Origin of the sequence: Mammaliicoccus sp. K-M42 (genome assembly GCF_022386375.1) — a bacterium.
Classification (GTDB): domain Bacteria; phylum Bacillota; class Bacilli; order Staphylococcales; family Staphylococcaceae; genus Mammaliicoccus; species Mammaliicoccus fleurettii.
In genome coordinates, this window is the sequence record NZ_JAJNIS010000002.1 from 47281 (window position 1) to 66713 (window position 19433).

The following is a 19433-nucleotide window of genomic DNA, read 5'->3' on the forward strand; positions in this document are numbered from 1 at the left end:
CAACTTAAAACGTTATTATGACGATTTGAGTTGCTGTGTTTTATATTGTCTAATCATAATTAAAATAGTATATTTCAAGCTGAACAATTAATACCTGTATTAGCAAACCTTAATATTGATCAAATATATTTAAGTAATATCAAATAGATGTTATTACAGATTCAAGACTCAATGAACGTCAATTAAGCGACATATCGTTAAATAATTGGTTAAATGAGCTTAAATACACATATGAAGACTTTGATTATCGTATACATAATGGCGAATCAAGTTCAGAAGCTCAAAAAAGAATTTTAAGCGTATATGATTCCATTAATCATTCACATAACAGTTTAATCGTTACACACGGGTATATAATGATATTGCTATTAAATCATTTTAATCGTGAGATTGGATTTGAAGAATGGATATCATTAAAAGATCCAGATTTAAATAGTATAGATGAACATAACAACGATAAACATATCAATATACTAGTAAACGAATAGAAAAGGGTCCCCTAATGACAATATACTTAACTTCCTATAATATATATTATGTAAACTAAATATGAGTTTTTTTATGAATTCTTACAAAACCGTCATTTTCTATGCTTATTACTATATTTACAGCTTTTAATGATTTATATAATTAATACATGTTTATTCCATTGCTAATACTACATATTAAAACTCCTTACTAAATGTAATTAGTAAGGAGTTCAATCTATCTATCTTTTAATTTTTGATCTAACTTTTTGTATTGTGTTGTATAAGAAATATTTCTTTTTATTAATTGGTTTATAGAAGTCTCCAATTAATTCTTCTATTTGCACATTAAATCCACGTTTAAATCGGTATACACCATAGTCTTCACTATTTTCAGTAAAGTCTCCTGATAGTCCATAGAAGTTATATCTATCAAAACCATTTTCGAAACAATAATTAATCATATGCCAATGCATCATATATGGTCCCATAAAGTGGTTGTATTTTTCACTTGATCCACCTGAGAAGTAATTTATTTCATATGCATTCTCAAAGAATACACCTGCAGCTAAATTCAACACTTCTCCATCAGTTTTGATAAGTTCACTTGTTTCTAGTAATTCTTTTTGTGCGTGATCGATTTGTCTGTCAGTTTCAGCAATTTTCTTAATTTGCTTTTCTGATTTGTTTTCTTTTGCCATCATTTGATCGCGTTTTGTTTCTAGTTCGTTTAAGTTTTCTTGTGTTGTTTTGATATATTCATTTAAATCCACATATGCTAAAGGTACAAGTGCTTTAGATCCATATGTATCGATAAAGTTTAAGAAATATTCATCTGTTTTTGAAATAAATCCTGCTCTTTCTTCAGTTTCTCTATATAGTTTAAAGAATATATCAAGTTCATCTCTTTCAAGGAAACGTACTTTAACACCATAATTATGTGCTTTATTAACATTACGTTTACGTTGACTATCGAACCCTTTTTTTATTTCTGCTAAAGTTTTGTCTTTTAAATTTAATACACCCATCCATCTAACTTGACTTGATGGGTCATATTTAGTTGTAAAACCATGATGATCATAACCTAAAGATTTAATGAGGTTAATGATTTCATCGTTTGCACCATCTTCTTTAATTTGTTTAATATCTTTATCATAAATATTATAAATCCAATAAGGGTCTACTTTTACGTATAGACATTGGTGTTGTTTTAAATATTTTTCAAGTGCTTTAAAATAATATTCTACTAAATCTAGATTGCTATAATCCATTACTGGTCCACGATTTGAATAATATACATAGCTACCCATTGTAGGTATTTTAGAGAATAAACTTGCAGCAACTACTTGATTATTTTCATCTTTAACCCCTAATAATACAACTTGAAAACCATCATTTTCCCTAGTCTTGATGTTTTCTTTTACTTGGAAGTAGTGACTTTCATATTGACTGTCTGATACGAAATCATCATATTCAGTAACCGTTAATTCTGTAAATTTCATATTATCTAAATTCCTCTCTTACTGAAAATCATTATTTTTTTAAAACTTTTTTTATTGTTGTATATGCTTTGTACGCTGGTTTATTAATTGGTTTAACAAAATCTCCAATGTATTCATAAACATCTGCATTATAACCTTTTTTAAATTTAATAACTCCCACATCTGGTGCATCTTCAGAAAAGTCACCACTAATACCATAGAAATTGTAACGATTAATATTATTGTCTAATGCGTATTTAATCATTTCCCATTGTATAGCATAACTTCCCGCAAAATGACGGTATTCATTAGATGAACCGCCTGCATAATATACTACTTCAAATGGATTTATAATGAAGAAACCTGCAGCTATCGGTAATGTATCACCATGTTCTTTTCTTAGTTGTAGTGCTTCTTCAAGTTTAGTTTCATTTGCTTCCCTTTGTTGTTTAAGGTTGTCGATTTTATTAATTGTTTTTTGATTATCTGGCTTTTTCTCTAATTCTTTTTCTGCTTTAGAGATATCTTTATTATATTGTTCATGATCTTTTTCTAGTTGTGGAATATAAGTTTCGAAATCAATATATGCTAAAGGTATTTTAACGTTTTCAAAGTATTTTAACCTATTGTAATAAAAGTCGTCCCCACGGTCGTTAAAATCTTTTTTCTCAGTTGTATCTTCCATAAACTGACGGAAAATAGGCATTTCCTCTTTTGATAAGAAGCGTACTTTAACACCATTTTTTTGAACTTTCTTAGTATTACGCTTTCTTAAACTGTCCATATTCTTAATAAGTGTTTTTTCATCCATGTCTTCTAAATCAAGTACTGAATGCCATCTAATTTGGTGGATTGGGTGGAAACCGGTTGTGAATCCTTGATGTTCATAGCCCAATGATTCAAATTGTTCTATTAAACCATCACGATTAAATGATTTTTTGATATTACCATCATGGTCTCTTAATTGATACGGTAAATAAGGATCGATTCTAAAGAATAAACCTTTATTATTTTTTAAATAAGGAACAATTTCTTTGAAGAAAAAGTCTACAAGTTCTTTATTATCGTAATCCATTACTGGACCTCTGTTTGAGTAGAAGTAATTAAATTTTTTCATGACTGGAACACTTGTTAATAGACAAGCTGCTTGTACTTCGCCCTCGTCATCTTTAACACCCACTAAATGTGTTGAAGTGCCTTCTGATGTTTTTAATTCATAGTTACCTACCGTTTGTGTGAAATGCGCATATGACATTTTATTTGTAAAAGCTTCAAATTCACCAGTTGTTAAATTTGTAAATTTCATGTATACAATACTCCCAATCTCTTATTTATGTATTTGTTACAATTATACAATATTTTTTCTTTATTCTAAAACAATACTCATTACTATATCATTATTTCATAAAGAAAAACCTACCAAATGGCAGGTTTTTCCCTTTTAATTCTCATTATTTTAATACATTTACAAATTTTTCTGCTACTTCTTGACTTGAATTTGGATTTTGACCAGTAACAAATTTACCATCTGCAACTGTATGAGAATCAAAGTCAGAGCCTTTAACAAATCTTGCACCTTGCTTCTCTAATTGTGTTTGAAGTAAGAATGGTACATCTTGATCAAGATTCATTGCTTTTTCTTCGCTATCTGTAAATGCTGTTAATTTAACGTCATTAACTAAAAAGTTTCCATCAGGAAGTTTTGCACCCACAAAGGCGCTAGGACCATGGCAAACAGCACCAATTACTTTATCGTTATTTTTGTAATAAGCTAACATATTTTCTAAATCTTTATTATTAGGAAAATCGAACACAGTACCATGTCCACCAGGTAAGAATATACCTTCATAATTTTCGAAAACGATATCTTTTATGCTATTTGTTTGTTGTAATTTTTCTAATACATCATGATATTCTTTTGTTTCATTATTTTGTGTTGAATTAGGATCAATTGGTACAGTACCACCTTTTACAGATGCAATGTCAACTTCTAATCCATTTTTAATGAATACTTTGTAAGGAATTGCTGCTTCTTCTAGCCATAACCCAGTAGGTTTACCATCTTTAAATTGAGATTCATTTGTAACAACTATGAGTACTTTTTTGCTCATTAGAAACACTCCTTTTCATTTGTTACTGTCGATTATACATGATGTAAGTTTCTTTTTCTTCCAAGAAGGGTTTTGTTTATTTAATCTTTATCTAATGCAGTTCTAATAGATTTTAAATAATCTATTGTTTGTTGTTTAGAATCATTTTCTAAACGTTTAACTATTTCACTGCCAATAACTACACCATCACTAAATGATTTTATTTCTTTTACATGATTTACTGTTTTGATACCAAAGCCGCAAACCACTGGAACATTGGCATGTTGTTGAATAAATTGAATTTTGTCTTTTAATCCTACATGGAATCCTCTACCATCGCCAGTTGTTGCATTCATTGTTACTGTATAAATAAATCCTTCTGCATGTTCTGCAATTTTTTTAATTCTTTCATCACTAGATGTCATCGCAATTAAAGAAATTAATTTAATATTTTTATGTTGTAACTTTTCTTTAAAACGTTCACCTAATTCAAATGGTAAATCCGGAATAATTAATCCAAATACATTTGCTTCAGCTATTCTTTCAATAAATTGTTCAACACCATATGAATCAATCAAATTGTAGTATGTCATAAATAAATAAGGTGTTTGTATATTATTTTTATGTTGAATTAATTGATCAATAATTTTATTTACCGTCATGCCTTGTTTAATAGCTTCTTGACCTGCTTTCATAATTGTAGGTCCATCAGCAACTGGATCAGAGAAAGGTAAGCCGATTTCAATATAGTCTGCACCATTTTCATCCATTAATTTAACTGAATCTATAAAATTTTCATTACCCATTATGTAAGGGATAAATAATTTATTCATTTTGATTCCCCTCCTCACCTTGCATATATTTTCTAATTGTTTCCATATCTTTATCACCTCGACCAGAAACAGTTACAACGATAATTTCATCTTCATTCATAGTTGGTGCTAATTTTTCAACATAACTTAAAGCATGTGCGCTCTCTATTGCAGGTATAATACCTTCTAATTGTGTAAATTTAATTAATGCGTCCATCGCTTCTTTATCACTTGCATTCGGATATTGTACGCGACCAATATTATTATAATAACTATGTTCCGGTCCTACTCCAGGATAATCTAGCCCTGCTGAAATAGAATGAGCAAGTTCAATTTGTCCATTATCATCTTGAATTAAGTACATTCTAGAACCGTGTAATACCCCTGGTTTACCTTTATTAATAGCAAGGGCGTGCTTAGTAGTGTCTACACCTTCACCAGCAGCTTCTACACCATACAATTTAACTGTTTCATCATTAATAAATGGATAAAATGTACCAATAGCATTTGAACCGCCACCAATACATGCAACAACTGCATCCGGTAGTCGATTTTCTTTTTCTAAAATTTGGGTTTTAATTTCTTTCCCTATTACACTTTGTAAATCTCTTACAATTGTTGGAAATGGATGTGGACCAAGTGCAGAACCTAATAAGTAATGTGTATCATCAACATTTGACACCCAATATTGCAGTGCTTTATTTACAGCATCAGAAAGTGTACCTTGACCATCTGTTACAGGAACAACTTTAGCCCCTAATAACTCCATTCTAAATACGTTTAATGCTTGTCTTTCAATATCTTCTTCACCCATAAATACAATGAGTTCCATATCAAATAATGCCGCAATTGTTGCACTTGCTACACCATGTTGACCTGCACCTGTTTCAGCAACAAGTTTACGTTTCCCCATCTTTTGAGCAATTAAAGCTTGCCCTAATGCATTATTTATTTTATGAGCACCAGTATGGTTTAAATCTTCACGTTTTAAATATATTTTAGCGCCACCGAGTTCTTCAGTATAACGTTTAGCATATGTTAAAGGTGTTTCTCTACCAACATAGTCTTTTAAATAAGCATTCAATGTTTTATGAAATTCTGGGTCATTTTTTAACTTTTGATACGTATCATTTAATTCTTGAACAGCAGGCATTAATGTTTCAGGAACATATTGTCCTCCAAATTCACCAAAGAAACCTAATTCATCTGCTTCTAATTGTATATTGCTATCCATAACTATCATCCCTTTACATAAGTTAGTAATGCTTTTATTTTGTCTGAATCTTTTTTACCATTTGTTTCAATACCACTTGATATATCATAACCAGCGTTATTTAAATTCAATAATTCTATTTGTTTAATTTTTTCTTTGTTGATACCACCTGCTATTAAAAATGGTGTATCTTTTATTTCATTTAATAAAGACCAGTCATAAGAAATACCCGTTCCTCCATAATTTTGAGATGGCGTATCAATCAACAACAAATCGACATCATTTTGAAATGTTTTAATTTTATTTTCTAATTCCTCATTGGCTGGTAAAGCTTTATAAATTTTAATTTGAGGATATTTTGCTTTTACAGTTTTAATAAAATCAAGTGACTCATCACCATGAAATTGGATCGTATTAATAGAAGTATTTACCACTAACTTTTCAATTTCTTGTAATGATAAATTCACTACCACTGCAACTATGTCTATAAAATCAGGTATATCTTTGCTTAGCATTTCAATTTCTTCTACAGTTACGTAACGTTTACTTTTTGGATAAGTAATAAATCCAATAGCATTTACATTATTTTTTACTGCTGTTGCAATAGAACCCTTATCTTGGAATCCACAACATTTAATAAACATGTTGATCACCTTGCTTTTGTAATCGTAAACTTGGTAGAAATTCATCTAAGTTTGGGTGTTTCATTAAGGATTCTCCAATAAGTGCACCATCAATACCACTATCAATAATACTTTCAACATCTTCTATAGTACGTATACCACTTTCTGAAATGTATTTGACATTAGGTTTAATTGTTGTCAATATTTCATTCGTATGTTTAACATCTGTAACAAATCTTTTTAAGTCTCTATTATTCACACCGATTAATTCAGCATTAATTTCATGTGCTATTTCAAGTTCTGCTTTGTCATGGACTTCGACGAGAACTTCTAAACCTTTACTTGTTGCATAATCATATAAATTTTTCAGCTCTGCTTTCGATAATATATTAACAATCAATAATACGATAGAAGCACCAGCGTGTTTTGCTAAATCAATTTGAATTTTATCAATTATAAAATCTTTACATAATATTGGTAGTGTTGTTTTTGTAGTCAAACTTTGTAGTCTTTCATAACTACCATCAAAATATTTTTCATCAGTTAAAATAGATATTGCAGATGCACCATATTGTTCATATAGTTTAATTTGAGTTGCCATATCTCGTTTAGGAATGTCTGATACAGTTGGACTTTTTGCTTTTAATTCAGCTATGATATTTAACCGATCATCATTATTTATACGACTTATAAATGAAGTTTTATGCTGAACATCTACTTTTTCTAATATTTCTAATTTTTGTTTATAATAGTTGTCATTAAGTAAACCTTTTTTATATTCTACGATTTCATCCAATATTGTCATATACTTTTCCTCCTACAGATTCTAAAATATTCAATGCTAACTTTTCATCAATTATTTCTTCTGCTAACTTTACACCATTCTGTATAGAATTAACTTTGTCGCCAACATATAATGCAAGTGCTGCATTTAATACAACAACATCTCTTTTCGGACCTTGATCATTACCAGTCAGAATGTTTAATGTAATTTCTTTATTGTCTTCAGGTGTACCACCTTTTAATTCTTGATTGTTTGCTGTTTGAAGACCATAATCTTTCGCATTGACTTTATAATGTATAATGCCTTTTTCTTGTGAAATTTCATAAATAGTATTGTCACCAGAAAGCGTTGCTTCATCCATTCTGCCTGCTCCATGTACGACTATCGCACGTTTACGACCTAACTTATATAATGCTTCAGCTATGATAACAAGCTTAGTATCATCATAAACACCCATTACTTGATAATCTAATTTATAAGGATGTATCATCGGTCCTAGTAAATTAAATGTAGTTGGAGTTGGTATTGACTTTCTAACTGGTTGAACAATTTTCATAATAGGGTATGTTTCTGTAGCACTTAAAAATGCTAAGTTTGTTTCGTTCACTCTACTAGTTGCTTCACTAATTGGTGTTGTATGAATATTTAAAGCGGATAAAATATCAATACTTCCTGTTTTAGACGTAATACTTTTATTTCCGTGTTTCAAAACTTTCAACCCAGCTGCTGCAACTACAAATGAAGCGGTAGTTGAAATATTAAAGCTTCCTGAATGATCTCCTCCAGTACCACATACACAAATACTATCTTCTATATATGGTCTTTGTTGATATGTTGTTTCTATTAAACTTTGAGTTAAATTAGAAAGTTCATCAGATGTTTCGCCTTTCATACTTAAAGCGACTAAATGTGCAACTTTTAATGAAACGTCTGCCTGTTCATTCATCATAAGTTCTACGAAAGCCTTCATTTCATTTTGTGATAAATTACGATATTGAATAAGTTGTTTGAGCGTATCCATTGTTTGCACCTTCCTTTGTAGTATTTACAAATGCTTTTATAATTTCATTACCATATTCCGAAGCAAAAGACTCTGGGTGATATTGTATACCGAAATGTGGTCTTGTTATATGTTCAAATGATTGAATTGCGTCAATTGTTCGTCCTGTGACTTTTAAACATTTTGGAAATGTCGATTCATCACTTATTAAAGAGTGATATCTCATAATATTAAAATTTTGGTTACATTCTTTATACAGTACTGATTGCTCTAATAAGTTAATTTGATCAACTTTCCCGTGTTTAACTTCTTTACCTGCTATTACTTTGCCACCGTAGTATGTAGTAAGTGCTTGTGCACCTAAACATATGCCTAAAATAGGTTTATCACTATAAGTATCGATTATTTTTCTTAATTCATCCGTATCATCAGGATGTCCTGGACCTGGAGATATTACTAAACCATCAATTTTCAAATCTAATGGTGTTTCATCAGGGTGGTGAATAACAACTTCATCAAATTGTTCAATCAAGTCTACTAAGTTATAAGTGAATGAATCATAATTATCGATTACTAGTATCATGGTGTTACCTCCAATAAGCTTTTAGCTTTAATCATTGTTTCTTTTAATTCTTTTTTTGGATCTGAATCATAAACAACACCGCATCCAGCTTCAACATTTACATATTCTTTATCAACAACCATCGTTCTTATCGTCAATGCGAAGTCTATATCATGATTGCAATTAATGTATCCAACTCCTCCAGCATAAATACCACGTTTTTGTTTTCTACTCTCATATATTCTAGTGATTGCTCTTGTTTTTGGTGCACCGGATACAGTTCCAGCAGGTAATAAAGCTGTTATCATTTGAAGCGGTGTTACTTCTGGTTTGATTTTTCCTTCAACAATCGTAACGATGTGCATCACATGTTCAAATCTTTCAATAGTCATCAGCTTCGGCATGAATACTGAACCTGTTTGAGCAATGATATTTAAATCGTTCCTTCCTAAATCAACTAGCATACGATGTTCAGCCAATTCCTTTTCATCTGTTAATAATGCAATTTCATTTTGTTTGTCATCTTCTTCCGTTTGACCTCGCTTATTCGTACCTGCTATTGGATTTGTTGTAATCACTTCGCCTTGTTTTTTTATAAAGCTTTCAGGAGAAGAACCAATAATTGTTCTATCTTCATCATCTACGTAGTACATATAAGGACTTGGGTTTTGTCTTTTTAAATTTTTATAGATTTGAAGTTTTAAATTTTCTCTATTGTTATCATCAAAATAATGTTTGTACTTATATATTCTTGAAGGCACTACTTGAAACATGTCGCCTTTACTAATTAATGATTTGTAATATTCTACTTCTTTAATAAAATCTTCTTCCGTAATATTTGTTTCTAACTCACCTCTTAATGGATGTTTCATTTTATTTTGGAAAAGTGAAACATTTTTTAATTCATCTGTCATACGCTCAAGTTCTTTATCAATATCTTCTTCATTTTTATTGCTGAATAAATTAGAAGTAATAATGAACAGTTCTTCTTTAAAATGATCAAAAATGTAAACAGATTCAACTAAATTAAATGATACATCTGGAATATCTGACTTCACTTCTAATTGTTGTAATAATTTATTTTGATATCTCACTAAATCGAAACTACAATATCCAATCATTCCTGAAATAAAAGGTAAATGTTTAAGTTCTTCTGGTATTTCTTCATGTTTCATATCGTTTATAAAAGTTTCTAACGAGTCATATGGCGTATCTTTGTAAATTTGTACTTCATTATTTAATAGCACTTGGAAGTGTGTATCGTATAAATTAACTTTACCAATTGCATCAAAGGCTACAATTGAAAATCGACCTTTCATTTGATCTGTACTAGCACTTTCAAGAATCATTTTCTTGTTTTTTATTTGCCCTAACGTTTCTGGGGTAATATCAGCATTTAATTTTTTAAATTTTATATTCATGATTATCCTCCTTAATTAAAAAAACCGCGCATAAACATCCTAAATTAACAGGACGCTTATGCGCGGTACCACCTTGATTAATAAGTTTGTAACTTATTCACTCATTAGTTATTTAATTTTCTCTACATGATCCCCATTTCAAATTTAAAGTGTGTTAGTTCTCATCAACCACTAACTTTCTATTTGCTACATACTTTAAATTTTACTCATGATCACTGAAATTTTTATACAAAAAGACACCACAGTATACGCAATCTGTAAGGACGCGTTACCGTGGTGCCACCTTAGTTAACATTTAAAAATTATGTTCACTTTAAAAATCATTCAATTTAAAATTTGAAAGCCCAATTCTCTCATTGTGGATAGTGCTAATTTACATCAAACATTAGCTTTCTTTTTGCTACTATCATCACGAGATACTTATCTATCAAATCCCGAATAACTTCTTCGGATTAATTAAATATCACTATACGAGATTATATTTTAAAAGTCAACCTATAAAATTTAATTAACTGTTAATATTGGATAAACAATAAGCTCTTAAAAGCTTTTCACTTTCTAAAATTGAATCTTCATGTGTACGTTCTAATGCATGTGATGATTCGATACCTGCACCAAATAAACCGTGTCTAATATCTGCGCCAGCGCTTAATGCTGCAGAAGCATCTGAAGCATAATAAGGATAAATATCTAATTTATAGTTAATATCATTTTCTTTACATAATTCAACAAAATGATTTCTTAGACCAACATGATATGGTCCAGAACCATCTTTTACACAAATTGAAACAGTATATTCATCGGATGCCTGTCCGTCACCAAGTGCTCCCATATCAAAAGCAATGAACTCAACGACCTTTTCAGAAATATTAGAATTTGCACCATATCCAATTTCCTCGTTATTAGAAATATAGAATTTAGTAGTATGAGGCAATTCAACATTTTCTTCTTTAAGATATTTTAAAAATTGTAAAATCATAGCAACACTGGCTTTATCATCTAAGTGACGAGATTTTACAAACCCTGATTCAGTATGTATAAATCTCGGATCAAAACTTACTGCATCTCCAATTTCAATTCCTAACGCTCTAGTATCTTCAGGATTAAATGTTTTCTCGTCTATTCTCACTTCCATATGCTCAGCATCTCTAGGAATTTTTGAAGTATTTTTATAAACATGGACACTTGTTTCATGCAAACAAATTGTCCCAGTAATTTCTTTACCACTTTGAGTAGTTATTGTACAATATTCCCCTTCAATCGCATTCCAACTAAATCCCCCAATTAGATCTAGTTGTAATCTACCATCTTCTTTAATATCTTTAACGATTGCACCAAGTGTATCTACATGTGCAGTAATAAGTCGTTGTTGATCGTCATTTTTACCGGGAACTTCAATAAATAGTCCACCTTTATGTGTTACACTCGTATCATAATTTAATGATTCGGCAATTTTTTTACAATATTCAATTGCAGGACCAGCAAATCCAGATGGACTATTAATTTGAACAAGCTCTTTTATAGTTTCCACTGTTTCATTTACATTAATTGTCATTTTACCACTCCTTTTGCATTTATTTTCATTCTATACTTTTTAAAAAATAAAGCAATAACACTTGATTTCATATACTAACTTACTTTAAACTATTAAAGTATTGGAGGGATTTTATGCAACGCATATTTATAGTAGGACTAGGCTTAATCGGGGGAAGTTTAATTCAAAATATTAAATTTCATCACCCTAATATACATATAACCGGTTACGATTATTTTGAAAAATATTCGGATATCGCATTATCAATGAAAATAATCGATGAAATAGCAACCGATTTTGATTCAAGTGCAAGTGAAGCAGATTTAATCATTCTGGCTACTCCGGTACAACAATCAATTGAATACGGTAAAAGATTATTAGAAATTAATACGAAACCTGGTTTAATTGTTACGGATACAGGCAGCACTAAATTAGGATTAAGTTCATTAGAATCAAAATTACTAAAGAAAGATATCCATTTAATTGGCGGTCATCCAATGGCTGGTAGTCATAAATCTGGGGTAATTAATTCTAAAAAACATTTATTCGAAAATGCCTATTATGTGTTAATTTATGATGAAGACGAAAACGAAGCTGCTTATAGTGAAGTGAAAAATTTATTTGAACCCACTAAAGCAAAATTTATCAAAATGTCGGCAAAAGAACACGATTATGTAACTGGTGTAGTCAGTCATTTCCCTCATGTAATAGCTTCAAGTTTAATTCATATGAACGAAGAAAATACACAAGTTTCTGAATATGTAAAAACATTAGCAGCAGGTGGTTTTCGTGATATCACACGTATAGCAAGTAGTAATGCTGATATGTGGCGAGACATCACTTTAGAAAATAAAAAGCATCTCGTAACTTTAATGGAAAATTGGATAGAACAAATGGAACAAACAAAAGAATTGATTCAAGAAGGTAATCCAGCATTAATTCACGACTTTTATCAATCAGCGAAAACATATAGAGACCAATTACCAATAAAAGAACAAGGTGCACTAACATCCACATTTGATTTGTATTTAGATATCCCCGATAAACCAGGTATGATCAGCGAAGTCACAAGAATATTAGGACAAAGTCATATCTCAATAACAAATATTAGAATACTAGAAGTACGCGAAGATATAATGGGTGCTTTAAGATTAAGTTTTAAATCAAGTAATGATAGAGACCGAGCAATTGAAGCATTGAATACCTTTGACACTTACACATTGTAAAAGTTGCTAAATAAAAATGAAAAGTGAATTTAGGTGTTCTTAGATACACTTCTCCCGACTTGTGTGAATATGGATAGCCTTAGTTACACTTCTCTCGACTTGTGTGAATATGGATAGCCTTGCTTACACTTCTTCCGACTCGTGTGAACATGGATAGCCTTGCTTACACTTCTTCCGACTTGTGTGAATATAGCTGCCCTTGCTCACACTTCTTCCGACTTGTGTGAATATGGATAGCCTTGCTTACACTTCTACCAACTTGTGTGAATATAGCTGCCCTTGTTTACACTTCTGCCGACTTGTGTGAATATAGGTGTCCTTAGACACAATTCTTATAAAAAAAGACCTGATCCTATATAGGACCGGGTCTTTTTTTATAAAGTTTCTGATACTTTTTTAGTGAAGTACATTGTATTAACTAGATATAAAATAATTAATAATGATACGCTGAAAAATTGATTATTATTAGAACTTATTGAAAATATTGATGCTAGTGCAATAAATCCTATGATCAATTGTTGATTTAAAGTGTATGTTTTTTGTAAAGCTAGTAAAGTGATATATTGCTCACCACTATCCATCATATCTACTATTTTTTCATTTAATTTTTTATCTCCTGCTTTTGGATAATGACGTTCTGGATATAATTTTCTTAAATTCGATAAATGCATATAAGATAATGGTGCAGTTAAAATTAACGATAATACTGCTATAATTAACGATAAAATGCTTGGATCTTCTGATAAATTTAAAACAAGATTTAGTATTATTAATCCAAGTGTAGTTATTAATCCTAGTAGTACAGGTGGAAAAATTAATGTTTTTTCTAATTGTACTTCTATATCATCCTCATTGTCTGAATCTGTTTCTAACTTTCTATAGTTTTTCGCTTTTTTATAAACATTCATTAATATAACAACTAATATAATGATAAATATTGCTAAAATAATAGTTATAATATCTGTTTGTGTTTTTGTTAACTGAATTTCTAATAGCTGATGATTAGCCCCAAACAAGGTTGTTAATAAACCTCCAACTAATCCACCTATAAGCATATATAAAATAAGGTTACCTATTAACATAATTTTATTCTTTTTCATAATTCATCCTCCTCGAATATGAAAACATCTTCAACATTTTCTTTGAGTATTCTAGCTATTCTTACCGCAGTCAATACTGATGGCATGAAGTTATTACGTTCTATTAATGAAACTGTTTGTCTCGATATACCTGCTCTTTTTGCCAACTCAGTTTGATTAAATCCTTCTCTAGCTCTCAATTCTTTCACCCTGTTCTTCATTTGACCACCACCTACGATTACTAATATACACTATTATTGTCATTATGACAAATATAGTTGTCATTTTTATAAATATATTTGTCATCAAACAACGTATAGTTATACATTTTTATAATTATTTATTAATAATATATTTACTAATTACAAATTATATGTAATGATTTAAATTATTACATCATTCAGAAAACTTTTAAGCGAGGTTGTCTATTATGGATAGTTTTGGCTTTTGGTCAATTATTCCACCCATTATCGCCATCATAATGGTCTTATTAACACGAAGCGTAATTGTCTCTCTGTTCTTAGGACTTTTTTCCGGGATATTATTATTAACAAGTTTCAACCCTATTTCTTCTTTAAAAAAGTTGTTAGGTGACTATTTATTCGTTACGGTTGCTGATGAATATAATGCAGGCATACTTATATTATTAGTATTTATAGGTGGGTTTGTTGCATTGCTTGAAAATTCAGGTGGTGCTAAAGCTTTTGCGAATCACTTTATTTCTGGTACAAAGAGTAGAATTAAAATTCAATTAGCAGCGTGGTTTAGTGGTATTATCATTTTCTTCTCTGAAATGGGAACGCCACTTATAGTTGGCCCAATATATGAAAGTTTATTTGATAAGGCTAAAATATCTCGTGAAAAATTAGCATGGATTATTGATTCAACAGCTTCTCCTGTATCTGTGATGATTCCTTTTATAGGCTGGGGTGTTTATATAATGGGATTAATCGATACAGAATTTAAACGTTTAAGTATAGATATGACTTCATGGGATGCTTTTATCACTTCTATACCTTATTTCATTTATCCTGTACTAGCTGTATTAATTGTCCCTTTAATCATTTTATTAAAATTAGATTTTGGTCTAATGAAAAAAGCCGAAGATCGAATTATGAATACAGGTGAAATTTATTGGGAAAATGCCAAACCTTTAAGAGAAAGTGTTGATACAGATAAAGATGTTGAAAACAAAAGCAAACCAATACTTATTTGGTTACCCATTCTTATATTAATCATCTCTTTATTTTCTTTATTAGCGCCAAAAGGTTTTCCATTCCAAAGTGTTGAAGGTAAAGATTTTAGAATAGCGTTAAGTTTATCTTATTTCTTTGCTGCTATTTCAATCATTATTATGATGTTAATATATAAAGTGAAAACAATTAGTCAATCATTAAATATATATACATCAGGTATGAAAAACATGACTGATATTTTAATCATACTAGTATTGGCATGGTCGCTTGGAAGTGTCCTAGATAAATTAGGAACAGCTAACTATATCGTGCAAATTATAGATGGCACAATCCCTCCTGCAATTGTACCTGCGCTCATCTTCCTTGTCGGTGCATGTATGTCATTTGCAAATGGTACTTCATGGGGAACATTTGCAATAATGCTACCATTAGCTATACCACTTGGCTATCACTTAGATTTGCCGTTAACAGTATGTATTGGAGCAGTAATTTCTGGTGGCATATTTGGTGACCATAGTTCTCCTATATCAGATACAACTATTCTTTCTTCTACTGGTGCCGGAGCTGATCATAAAGATCACAACAAAACACAAGTTCCAATTGCACTATTTAATGGTGTAGTTACAGCTATCGCATTACTTATTACAAGTATAGTTGGCTTCAAGTTCACACTTATAGTAGCAATAGTGTTTATGATAATTGGTGTTCTTATAATAAATAGAATTCAAAAATATAAATACAGAACTTAAAAAAAGCAGTATGGTTACGAAATCAACCATACTGCTTTTTCTTATTTATTAATCATTTTTATCGTTCTAAATATTTGTTCAGTTTGTTGTTCTATTAAACAACTACTATTCTGCATAGCTTCTTCTAAATTCATTGGACCATTAGTAATACTATATGCAGCTGTTAGACCTTGGTTATATAGCTCAGATAAATTCCCTTCAACACTTCCGCCAAGAGCTATAATTGGTATTCCATATTCATGTGCCTTTTGACACATACCAGATATCACTTTTCCACCAGCTGTTTGTCCATCTATTTTGCCTTCACCCGTTATAATCAAATCAAAGTTCTCTTGTTTTAACATTTCATTTAATTCTACAAAGTCTATAACAAGTTCAATTCCTCTTTTTAAATTTGCATTTAAAAACGCAAGCATACTGCCAGCTGTACCACCTGCTGCACCAGCCCCTTCAATCTGATGAATAGAAAGATTTTTTTGTTGCTCAATTATATTCGCAAATTGCTCTATAGCATTATCAAGAATTTTAACAACCTCAACTGAAGCACCTTTTTGAGGTCCGAATATGTAACTAGCGCCATTTGTTCCTATAAGTGGATTTGTAACATCACATGCAATTTCAAAATTCGCTTCTTTCATTAATGACATAACATTAGAATCATCAATCGTGACAATATCTTTGATATATTGTCCACCAAGATTTATATCAAGTCCATTTTTATCCAAAAATCTGAATCCCAATGCTTGTAACAAACCAACACCAGCATCATTTGTAGCACTACCACCTAAACATATAATGAAATGTTTAATATTTCGTTCTAGAGCATCTTTAATAAGCATTCCAGTACCATACGTTGTTGTTTTTAACGGATTAAGCTCTTCAGCATTAAGAAGATCTATGCCAGAACTAGTTGCGAGTTCAATAATTGCGGTCTTACCATCACCAGAAATGCCGTATTTAGATTCCATTTGTCTACCTAAAGGATCAACACTATTTGCTGTCACCACAGTACCATTAGTAGCCTGAACCAAATTTATCATCGTACCCTCGCCACCATCAGCCATTGGTAGAATAACAGTTTCAGATTTAGAATCTACTTTTAATATTCCATTTTGCATAGCATGAGCAACAGTTAAAGCATCCGAACTCCCTTTAAAAGAATCTGGTGCAATCAACACTTTCATATATTACGCCACCTTTATAATAGGTTATCTCAGTTTATTTTACCATTTTTTTATTCTCTAAAATATATAAGGATAGAGGCTGAGACAAATAATTGTCCCAGCCTCTATCCTTATATATTATTCTTGATGTGTATAACTTAAATCCCAACCTATACCAAATTTATCTATAACTTTAGCATATGTTTGTCCCCAAAAAGTTTTACCTAGTTCCATTTGAACCTGGCCACCTTCTTTAAATATATTATACACTTCATTTATCTTATCTTCTGTTTCAAATTCTATAACAATGTATACGTTATGGTTTTGACTCAATGAGTCATCATCATTCGGTATATCTGAAAACATAAATAAATGACCATTCACTTCTAATTGTGCATGAATAATTCTATTAGAATCTTGTGCCGCATCCACACCTGCGTCACCATACGTTTGTGATTCTCTTACACTTCCATCTAGCGCTTCACTATAAAATGCCAATGCTTCTTCGCAAGTTCCGTTAAAGTAAAGATAAGGTGTAACTTGTTTAATCACCATGCACCACTCCCCATATTTGAATGTCAGTCAAAATAAGTATATAAATGTGATTAAAGTTTGTCAAATGTTAATAATATTTACATTATATACACAAAGGAGAAATATAACTACTTTCGTTTATAAGTTGATTTAGATTATTTGATCGTTAATTAAGTTTCTGTCCCAATTTATTTCATTAATTAATAATTCAAGTCCTTCATTTCTTAATCTTTCAAATTTTTCTATAAACATATTAAGTTCACGAGCTCTTTCAGGTACAAAATTATTAAGTGAGATATTTAATTCATTATATTTTTCTGCTTTATCACATAGTTGTTCAGAAAAACTCCATATAACTCTAAATATATCCATAGCTATATTTGTGCCATCTTTTAAAGTATATTCTTTTGAGATTCCATCACTTTGATCATTTTTCAAAGAAAATGAAATAGTCTTTACTAATAAATTTCTTGATCTTAATTGTTTGGTTAAACTTTCCACTGTTTCAAGTATGATACTTTTCATTTCAAAATATTGATAGTTCTGCGAAAGTTTTAAATTATATTTTATTTTTGGTTTAATTATATTGTGAATGTCTTGAACCTTATTTAAGTCTATACCATTACTGTTAAGATGCAAATCCTGGCTTATTTCTCCATATGATTTCTCTAATTTTTTTAAAGGATAGTGCGCTAAATCTCCAACTGTGTATATTCCTATTTCATTTAAGTCTTTCTCAACCCGTTGATTAATTCCCCACATTTTATTTAATGGATGTATTGGCCACAACTTTGAAGGTATGTCTTCATATTTCCATTCAGCAATTAACTGTTTATTATTTTTCGCTTCTATATCTAATGCAGATTTACTCAGAAACATATTTGGACCTATTCCAATTGAATATTTCATATGCATTTGTTCTTCTATTTCTCTCTTCAACATACTTGCAAAGTCAAATGGTGTTGAACAATAATATTTAAATACTTTAGTTATGTCAATAAATATTTCTTCAACATTGTACTGTTGAATATCTTCAAATTCTACATATTTAAGTAAAATTTTATATATAGCAATTGATTGATTGATATAGTGATTCATATTGGGATTAATAATGTAAATATCATTTCTTTGAGGAATTTCAAATAACCTAGCACCCGTATCTATACCTAACTTTTTCAATGGTTCAGTAGCAGATAAAATAATCGCACCTTTCCTTTTAGTATCTGAAATAACTGCCAATTTATTCTCATCAGGATTTATACCTTTACTCATACATGACACGTTCGCAAAAAAGCTATTCTGATCTATGCATAAAATATGTCTCTTCTCATATAAACGGTAATCATACATAAAATCACCTTCCATCGTCGTATTAAATATATTTTCATTATATACGAACATACGTTCTGTTTCAAGGTATATTTTTTAAAGAGTAACAATAAAAGCAGTTCTCAGTTAAAGTGCTTATAAGGATAGCCATAAAAGTTCATTTGATTACA

The 19433-nt window shown here is 30.4% G+C and carries 19 protein-coding genes; 3 read left to right on the forward strand and 16 right to left on the reverse strand.

Translation table 11 applies throughout. The features are described from left to right. The first annotated feature begins 152 nt into the window (after window positions 1–152). The gene (locus LQ668_RS12360; protein ID WP_325883269.1) at window positions 153–488 is read left to right on the forward strand and encodes a histidine phosphatase family protein; all 336 of its coding nucleotides are present in this window, start codon (window positions 153–155) and stop codon (window positions 486–488) included. A 221-nt stretch (window positions 489–709) separates the two neighbouring features. On the opposite strand, the gene LQ668_RS01665 is transcribed toward LQ668_RS12360, so the two are convergent. The 11 genes from LQ668_RS01665 to LQ668_RS01715 form a co-directional block, all read right to left on the reverse strand. After that, window positions 710–1969: an aminoacyltransferase gene (locus LQ668_RS01665; RefSeq protein WP_078356367.1), complete on the reverse strand. Its 1260-nt coding sequence runs from the start codon at window positions 1967–1969 to the stop codon at window positions 710–712. Window positions 1970–2000: 31 nt separating this feature from the next. Further along, complete coding sequence (locus LQ668_RS01670; protein ID WP_119634596.1) at window positions 2001–3254, reverse strand: aminoacyltransferase; 1254 nt, start codon at window positions 3252–3254, stop codon at window positions 2001–2003. Between the two features lie 145 nt (window positions 3255–3399). Next, the gene (locus LQ668_RS01675; RefSeq protein WP_107510108.1) at window positions 3400–4059 is read right to left on the reverse strand and encodes a type 1 glutamine amidotransferase domain-containing protein; all 660 of its coding nucleotides are present in this window, start codon (window positions 4057–4059) and stop codon (window positions 3400–3402) included. An 80-nt stretch (window positions 4060–4139) separates the two neighbouring features. After that, on the reverse strand, window positions 4140–4871 hold the full coding sequence (trpA, locus tag LQ668_RS01680) for a tryptophan synthase subunit alpha (protein ID WP_078356364.1): 732 nt from the start codon (window positions 4869–4871) through the stop codon (window positions 4140–4142). Continuing rightward, complete coding sequence (gene trpB, locus LQ668_RS01685) at window positions 4864–6084, reverse strand: tryptophan synthase subunit beta (RefSeq protein ID WP_078356363.1); 1221 nt, start codon at window positions 6082–6084, stop codon at window positions 4864–4866. The genes trpA and trpB overlap by 8 nt, the downstream gene beginning before the upstream one ends. 5 nt (window positions 6085–6089) lie before the next feature. After that, entirely contained in the window at window positions 6090–6707 is a 618-nt protein-coding gene (locus tag LQ668_RS01690) for a phosphoribosylanthranilate isomerase (RefSeq protein ID WP_078356362.1), read from the reverse strand. Continuing rightward, a complete protein-coding gene (gene trpC, locus LQ668_RS01695; protein ID WP_115337479.1) occupies window positions 6697–7491 on the reverse strand; it encodes an indole-3-glycerol phosphate synthase TrpC in 795 nt (264 codons plus the stop codon). Before trpC ends, LQ668_RS01690 begins: the two co-directional genes overlap by 11 nt. After that, window positions 7475–8491 carry an anthranilate phosphoribosyltransferase gene (gene trpD / locus LQ668_RS01700; RefSeq protein WP_107510011.1) on the reverse strand — a complete coding sequence of 339 codons (1017 nt, stop codon included), beginning with the start codon at window positions 8489–8491 and terminating at the stop codon, window positions 7475–7477. Before trpD ends, trpC begins: the two co-directional genes overlap by 17 nt. After that, window positions 8457–9053 carry an anthranilate synthase component II gene (locus tag LQ668_RS01705; RefSeq protein WP_119634597.1) on the reverse strand — a complete coding sequence of 199 codons (597 nt, stop codon included), beginning with the start codon at window positions 9051–9053 and terminating at the stop codon, window positions 8457–8459. Before LQ668_RS01705 ends, trpD begins: the two co-directional genes overlap by 35 nt. After that, the gene (locus LQ668_RS01710; RefSeq protein ID WP_107510012.1) at window positions 9050–10453 is read right to left on the reverse strand and encodes an anthranilate synthase component I; all 1404 of its coding nucleotides are present in this window, start codon (window positions 10451–10453) and stop codon (window positions 9050–9052) included. Before LQ668_RS01710 ends, LQ668_RS01705 begins: the two co-directional genes overlap by 4 nt. A 508-nt stretch (window positions 10454–10961) precedes the next feature. Then, entirely contained in the window at window positions 10962–12008 is a 1047-nt protein-coding gene (locus tag LQ668_RS01715) for a M42 family metallopeptidase (protein WP_218702786.1), read from the reverse strand. A gap of 113 nt (window positions 12009–12121) precedes the next feature. Between LQ668_RS01715 and LQ668_RS01720 the strand changes: the two genes are divergently transcribed. Beyond that, entirely contained in the window at window positions 12122–13213 is a 1092-nt protein-coding gene (locus LQ668_RS01720) for a prephenate dehydrogenase (RefSeq protein WP_239720417.1), read from the forward strand. Window positions 13214–13587: 374 nt separating this feature from the next. On the opposite strand, the gene LQ668_RS01725 is transcribed toward LQ668_RS01720, so the two are convergent. Both LQ668_RS01725 and LQ668_RS01730 read right to left on the reverse strand, forming a co-directional pair. Next, window positions 13588–14313 carry a DUF443 family protein gene (locus tag LQ668_RS01725; RefSeq protein WP_218702784.1) on the reverse strand — a complete coding sequence of 242 codons (726 nt, stop codon included), beginning with the start codon at window positions 14311–14313 and terminating at the stop codon, window positions 13588–13590. Next, window positions 14310–14513: a helix-turn-helix transcriptional regulator gene (locus tag LQ668_RS01730; RefSeq protein ID WP_078356354.1), complete on the reverse strand. Its 204-nt coding sequence runs from the start codon at window positions 14511–14513 to the stop codon at window positions 14310–14312. Before LQ668_RS01730 ends, LQ668_RS01725 begins: the two co-directional genes overlap by 4 nt. A gap of 209 nt (window positions 14514–14722) precedes the next feature. Between LQ668_RS01730 and LQ668_RS01735 the strand changes: the two genes are divergently transcribed. After that, window positions 14723–16237 carry a Na+/H+ antiporter NhaC family protein gene (locus LQ668_RS01735; RefSeq protein ID WP_239775864.1) on the forward strand — a complete coding sequence of 505 codons (1515 nt, stop codon included), beginning with the start codon at window positions 14723–14725 and terminating at the stop codon, window positions 16235–16237. A gap of 41 nt (window positions 16238–16278) precedes the next feature. Here the strand turns inward: LQ668_RS01735 and LQ668_RS01740 are convergent, their stop codons facing one another. From LQ668_RS01740 to LQ668_RS01750, 3 genes are all read right to left on the reverse strand, one after another. Then, the gene (locus LQ668_RS01740; protein ID WP_107510016.1) at window positions 16279–17421 is read right to left on the reverse strand and encodes a glycerate kinase; all 1143 of its coding nucleotides are present in this window, start codon (window positions 17419–17421) and stop codon (window positions 16279–16281) included. 117 nt (window positions 17422–17538) lie between these two features. Then, a complete protein-coding gene (locus LQ668_RS01745; protein ID WP_174221864.1) occupies window positions 17539–17955 on the reverse strand; it encodes a VOC family protein in 417 nt (138 codons plus the stop codon). A gap of 129 nt (window positions 17956–18084) precedes the next feature. Next, window positions 18085–19284 (reverse strand): Y-family DNA polymerase, encoded by a 1200-nt coding sequence (locus tag LQ668_RS01750; RefSeq protein WP_218702783.1) that lies wholly within the window; start codon window positions 19282–19284, stop codon window positions 18085–18087. Window positions 19285–19433: the final 149 nt, after the last annotated feature.

Bases quoted from the DNA above. Each gene is read 5' to 3' on its own strand.
- LQ668_RS01740 (WP_107510016.1), bottom strand. From the start codon at position 17,421: ATGAAAGTGTTGATTGCACCAGATTCTTTTAAAGGGAGTTCGGATGCT.
- LQ668_RS01690 (WP_078356362.1), bottom strand. From the start codon at position 6,707: ATGTTTATTAAATGTTGTGGATTCCAAGATAAGGGTTCTATTGCAACA.
- LQ668_RS01705 (WP_119634597.1), bottom strand. From the start codon at position 9,053: ATGATACTAGTAATCGATAATTATGATTCATTCACTTATAACTTAGTA.
- trpA (WP_078356364.1), bottom strand. From the start codon at position 4,871: ATGAATAAATTATTTATCCCTTACATAATGGGTAATGAAAATTTTATA.
- LQ668_RS01730 (WP_078356354.1), bottom strand. From the start codon at position 14,513: ATGAAGAACAGGGTGAAAGAATTGAGAGCTAGAGAAGGATTTAATCAA.
- LQ668_RS01735 (WP_239775864.1), top strand. From the start codon at position 14,723: ATGGATAGTTTTGGCTTTTGGTCAATTATTCCACCCATTATCGCCATC.
- LQ668_RS01665 (WP_078356367.1), bottom strand. From the start codon at position 1,969: ATGAAATTTACAGAATTAACGGTTACTGAATATGATGATTTCGTATCA.
- LQ668_RS01750 (WP_218702783.1), bottom strand. From the start codon at position 19,284: ATGTATGATTACCGTTTATATGAGAAGAGACATATTTTATGCATAGAT.
- LQ668_RS01710 (WP_107510012.1), bottom strand. From the start codon at position 10,453: ATGAATATAAAATTTAAAAAATTAAATGCTGATATTACCCCAGAAACG.
- LQ668_RS01725 (WP_218702784.1), bottom strand. From the start codon at position 14,313: ATGAAAAAGAATAAAATTATGTTAATAGGTAACCTTATTTTATATATG.
- LQ668_RS01670 (WP_119634596.1), bottom strand. From the start codon at position 3,254: ATGAAATTTACAAATTTAACAACTGGTGAATTTGAAGCTTTTACAAAT.
- LQ668_RS01745 (WP_174221864.1), bottom strand. From the start codon at position 17,955: ATGGTGATTAAACAAGTTACACCTTATCTTTACTTTAACGGAACTTGC.
- LQ668_RS01715 (WP_218702786.1), bottom strand. From the start codon at position 12,008: ATGACAATTAATGTAAATGAAACAGTGGAAACTATAAAAGAGCTTGTT.
- LQ668_RS01720 (WP_239720417.1), top strand. From the start codon at position 12,122: ATGCAACGCATATTTATAGTAGGACTAGGCTTAATCGGGGGAAGTTTA.
- trpB (WP_078356363.1), bottom strand. From the start codon at position 6,084: ATGGATAGCAATATACAATTAGAAGCAGATGAATTAGGTTTCTTTGGT.
- LQ668_RS01675 (WP_107510108.1), bottom strand. From the start codon at position 4,059: ATGAGCAAAAAAGTACTCATAGTTGTTACAAATGAATCTCAATTTAAA.
- trpD (WP_107510011.1), bottom strand. From the start codon at position 8,491: ATGGATACGCTCAAACAACTTATTCAATATCGTAATTTATCACAAAAT.
- trpC (WP_115337479.1), bottom strand. From the start codon at position 7,491: ATGACAATATTGGATGAAATCGTAGAATATAAAAAAGGTTTACTTAAT.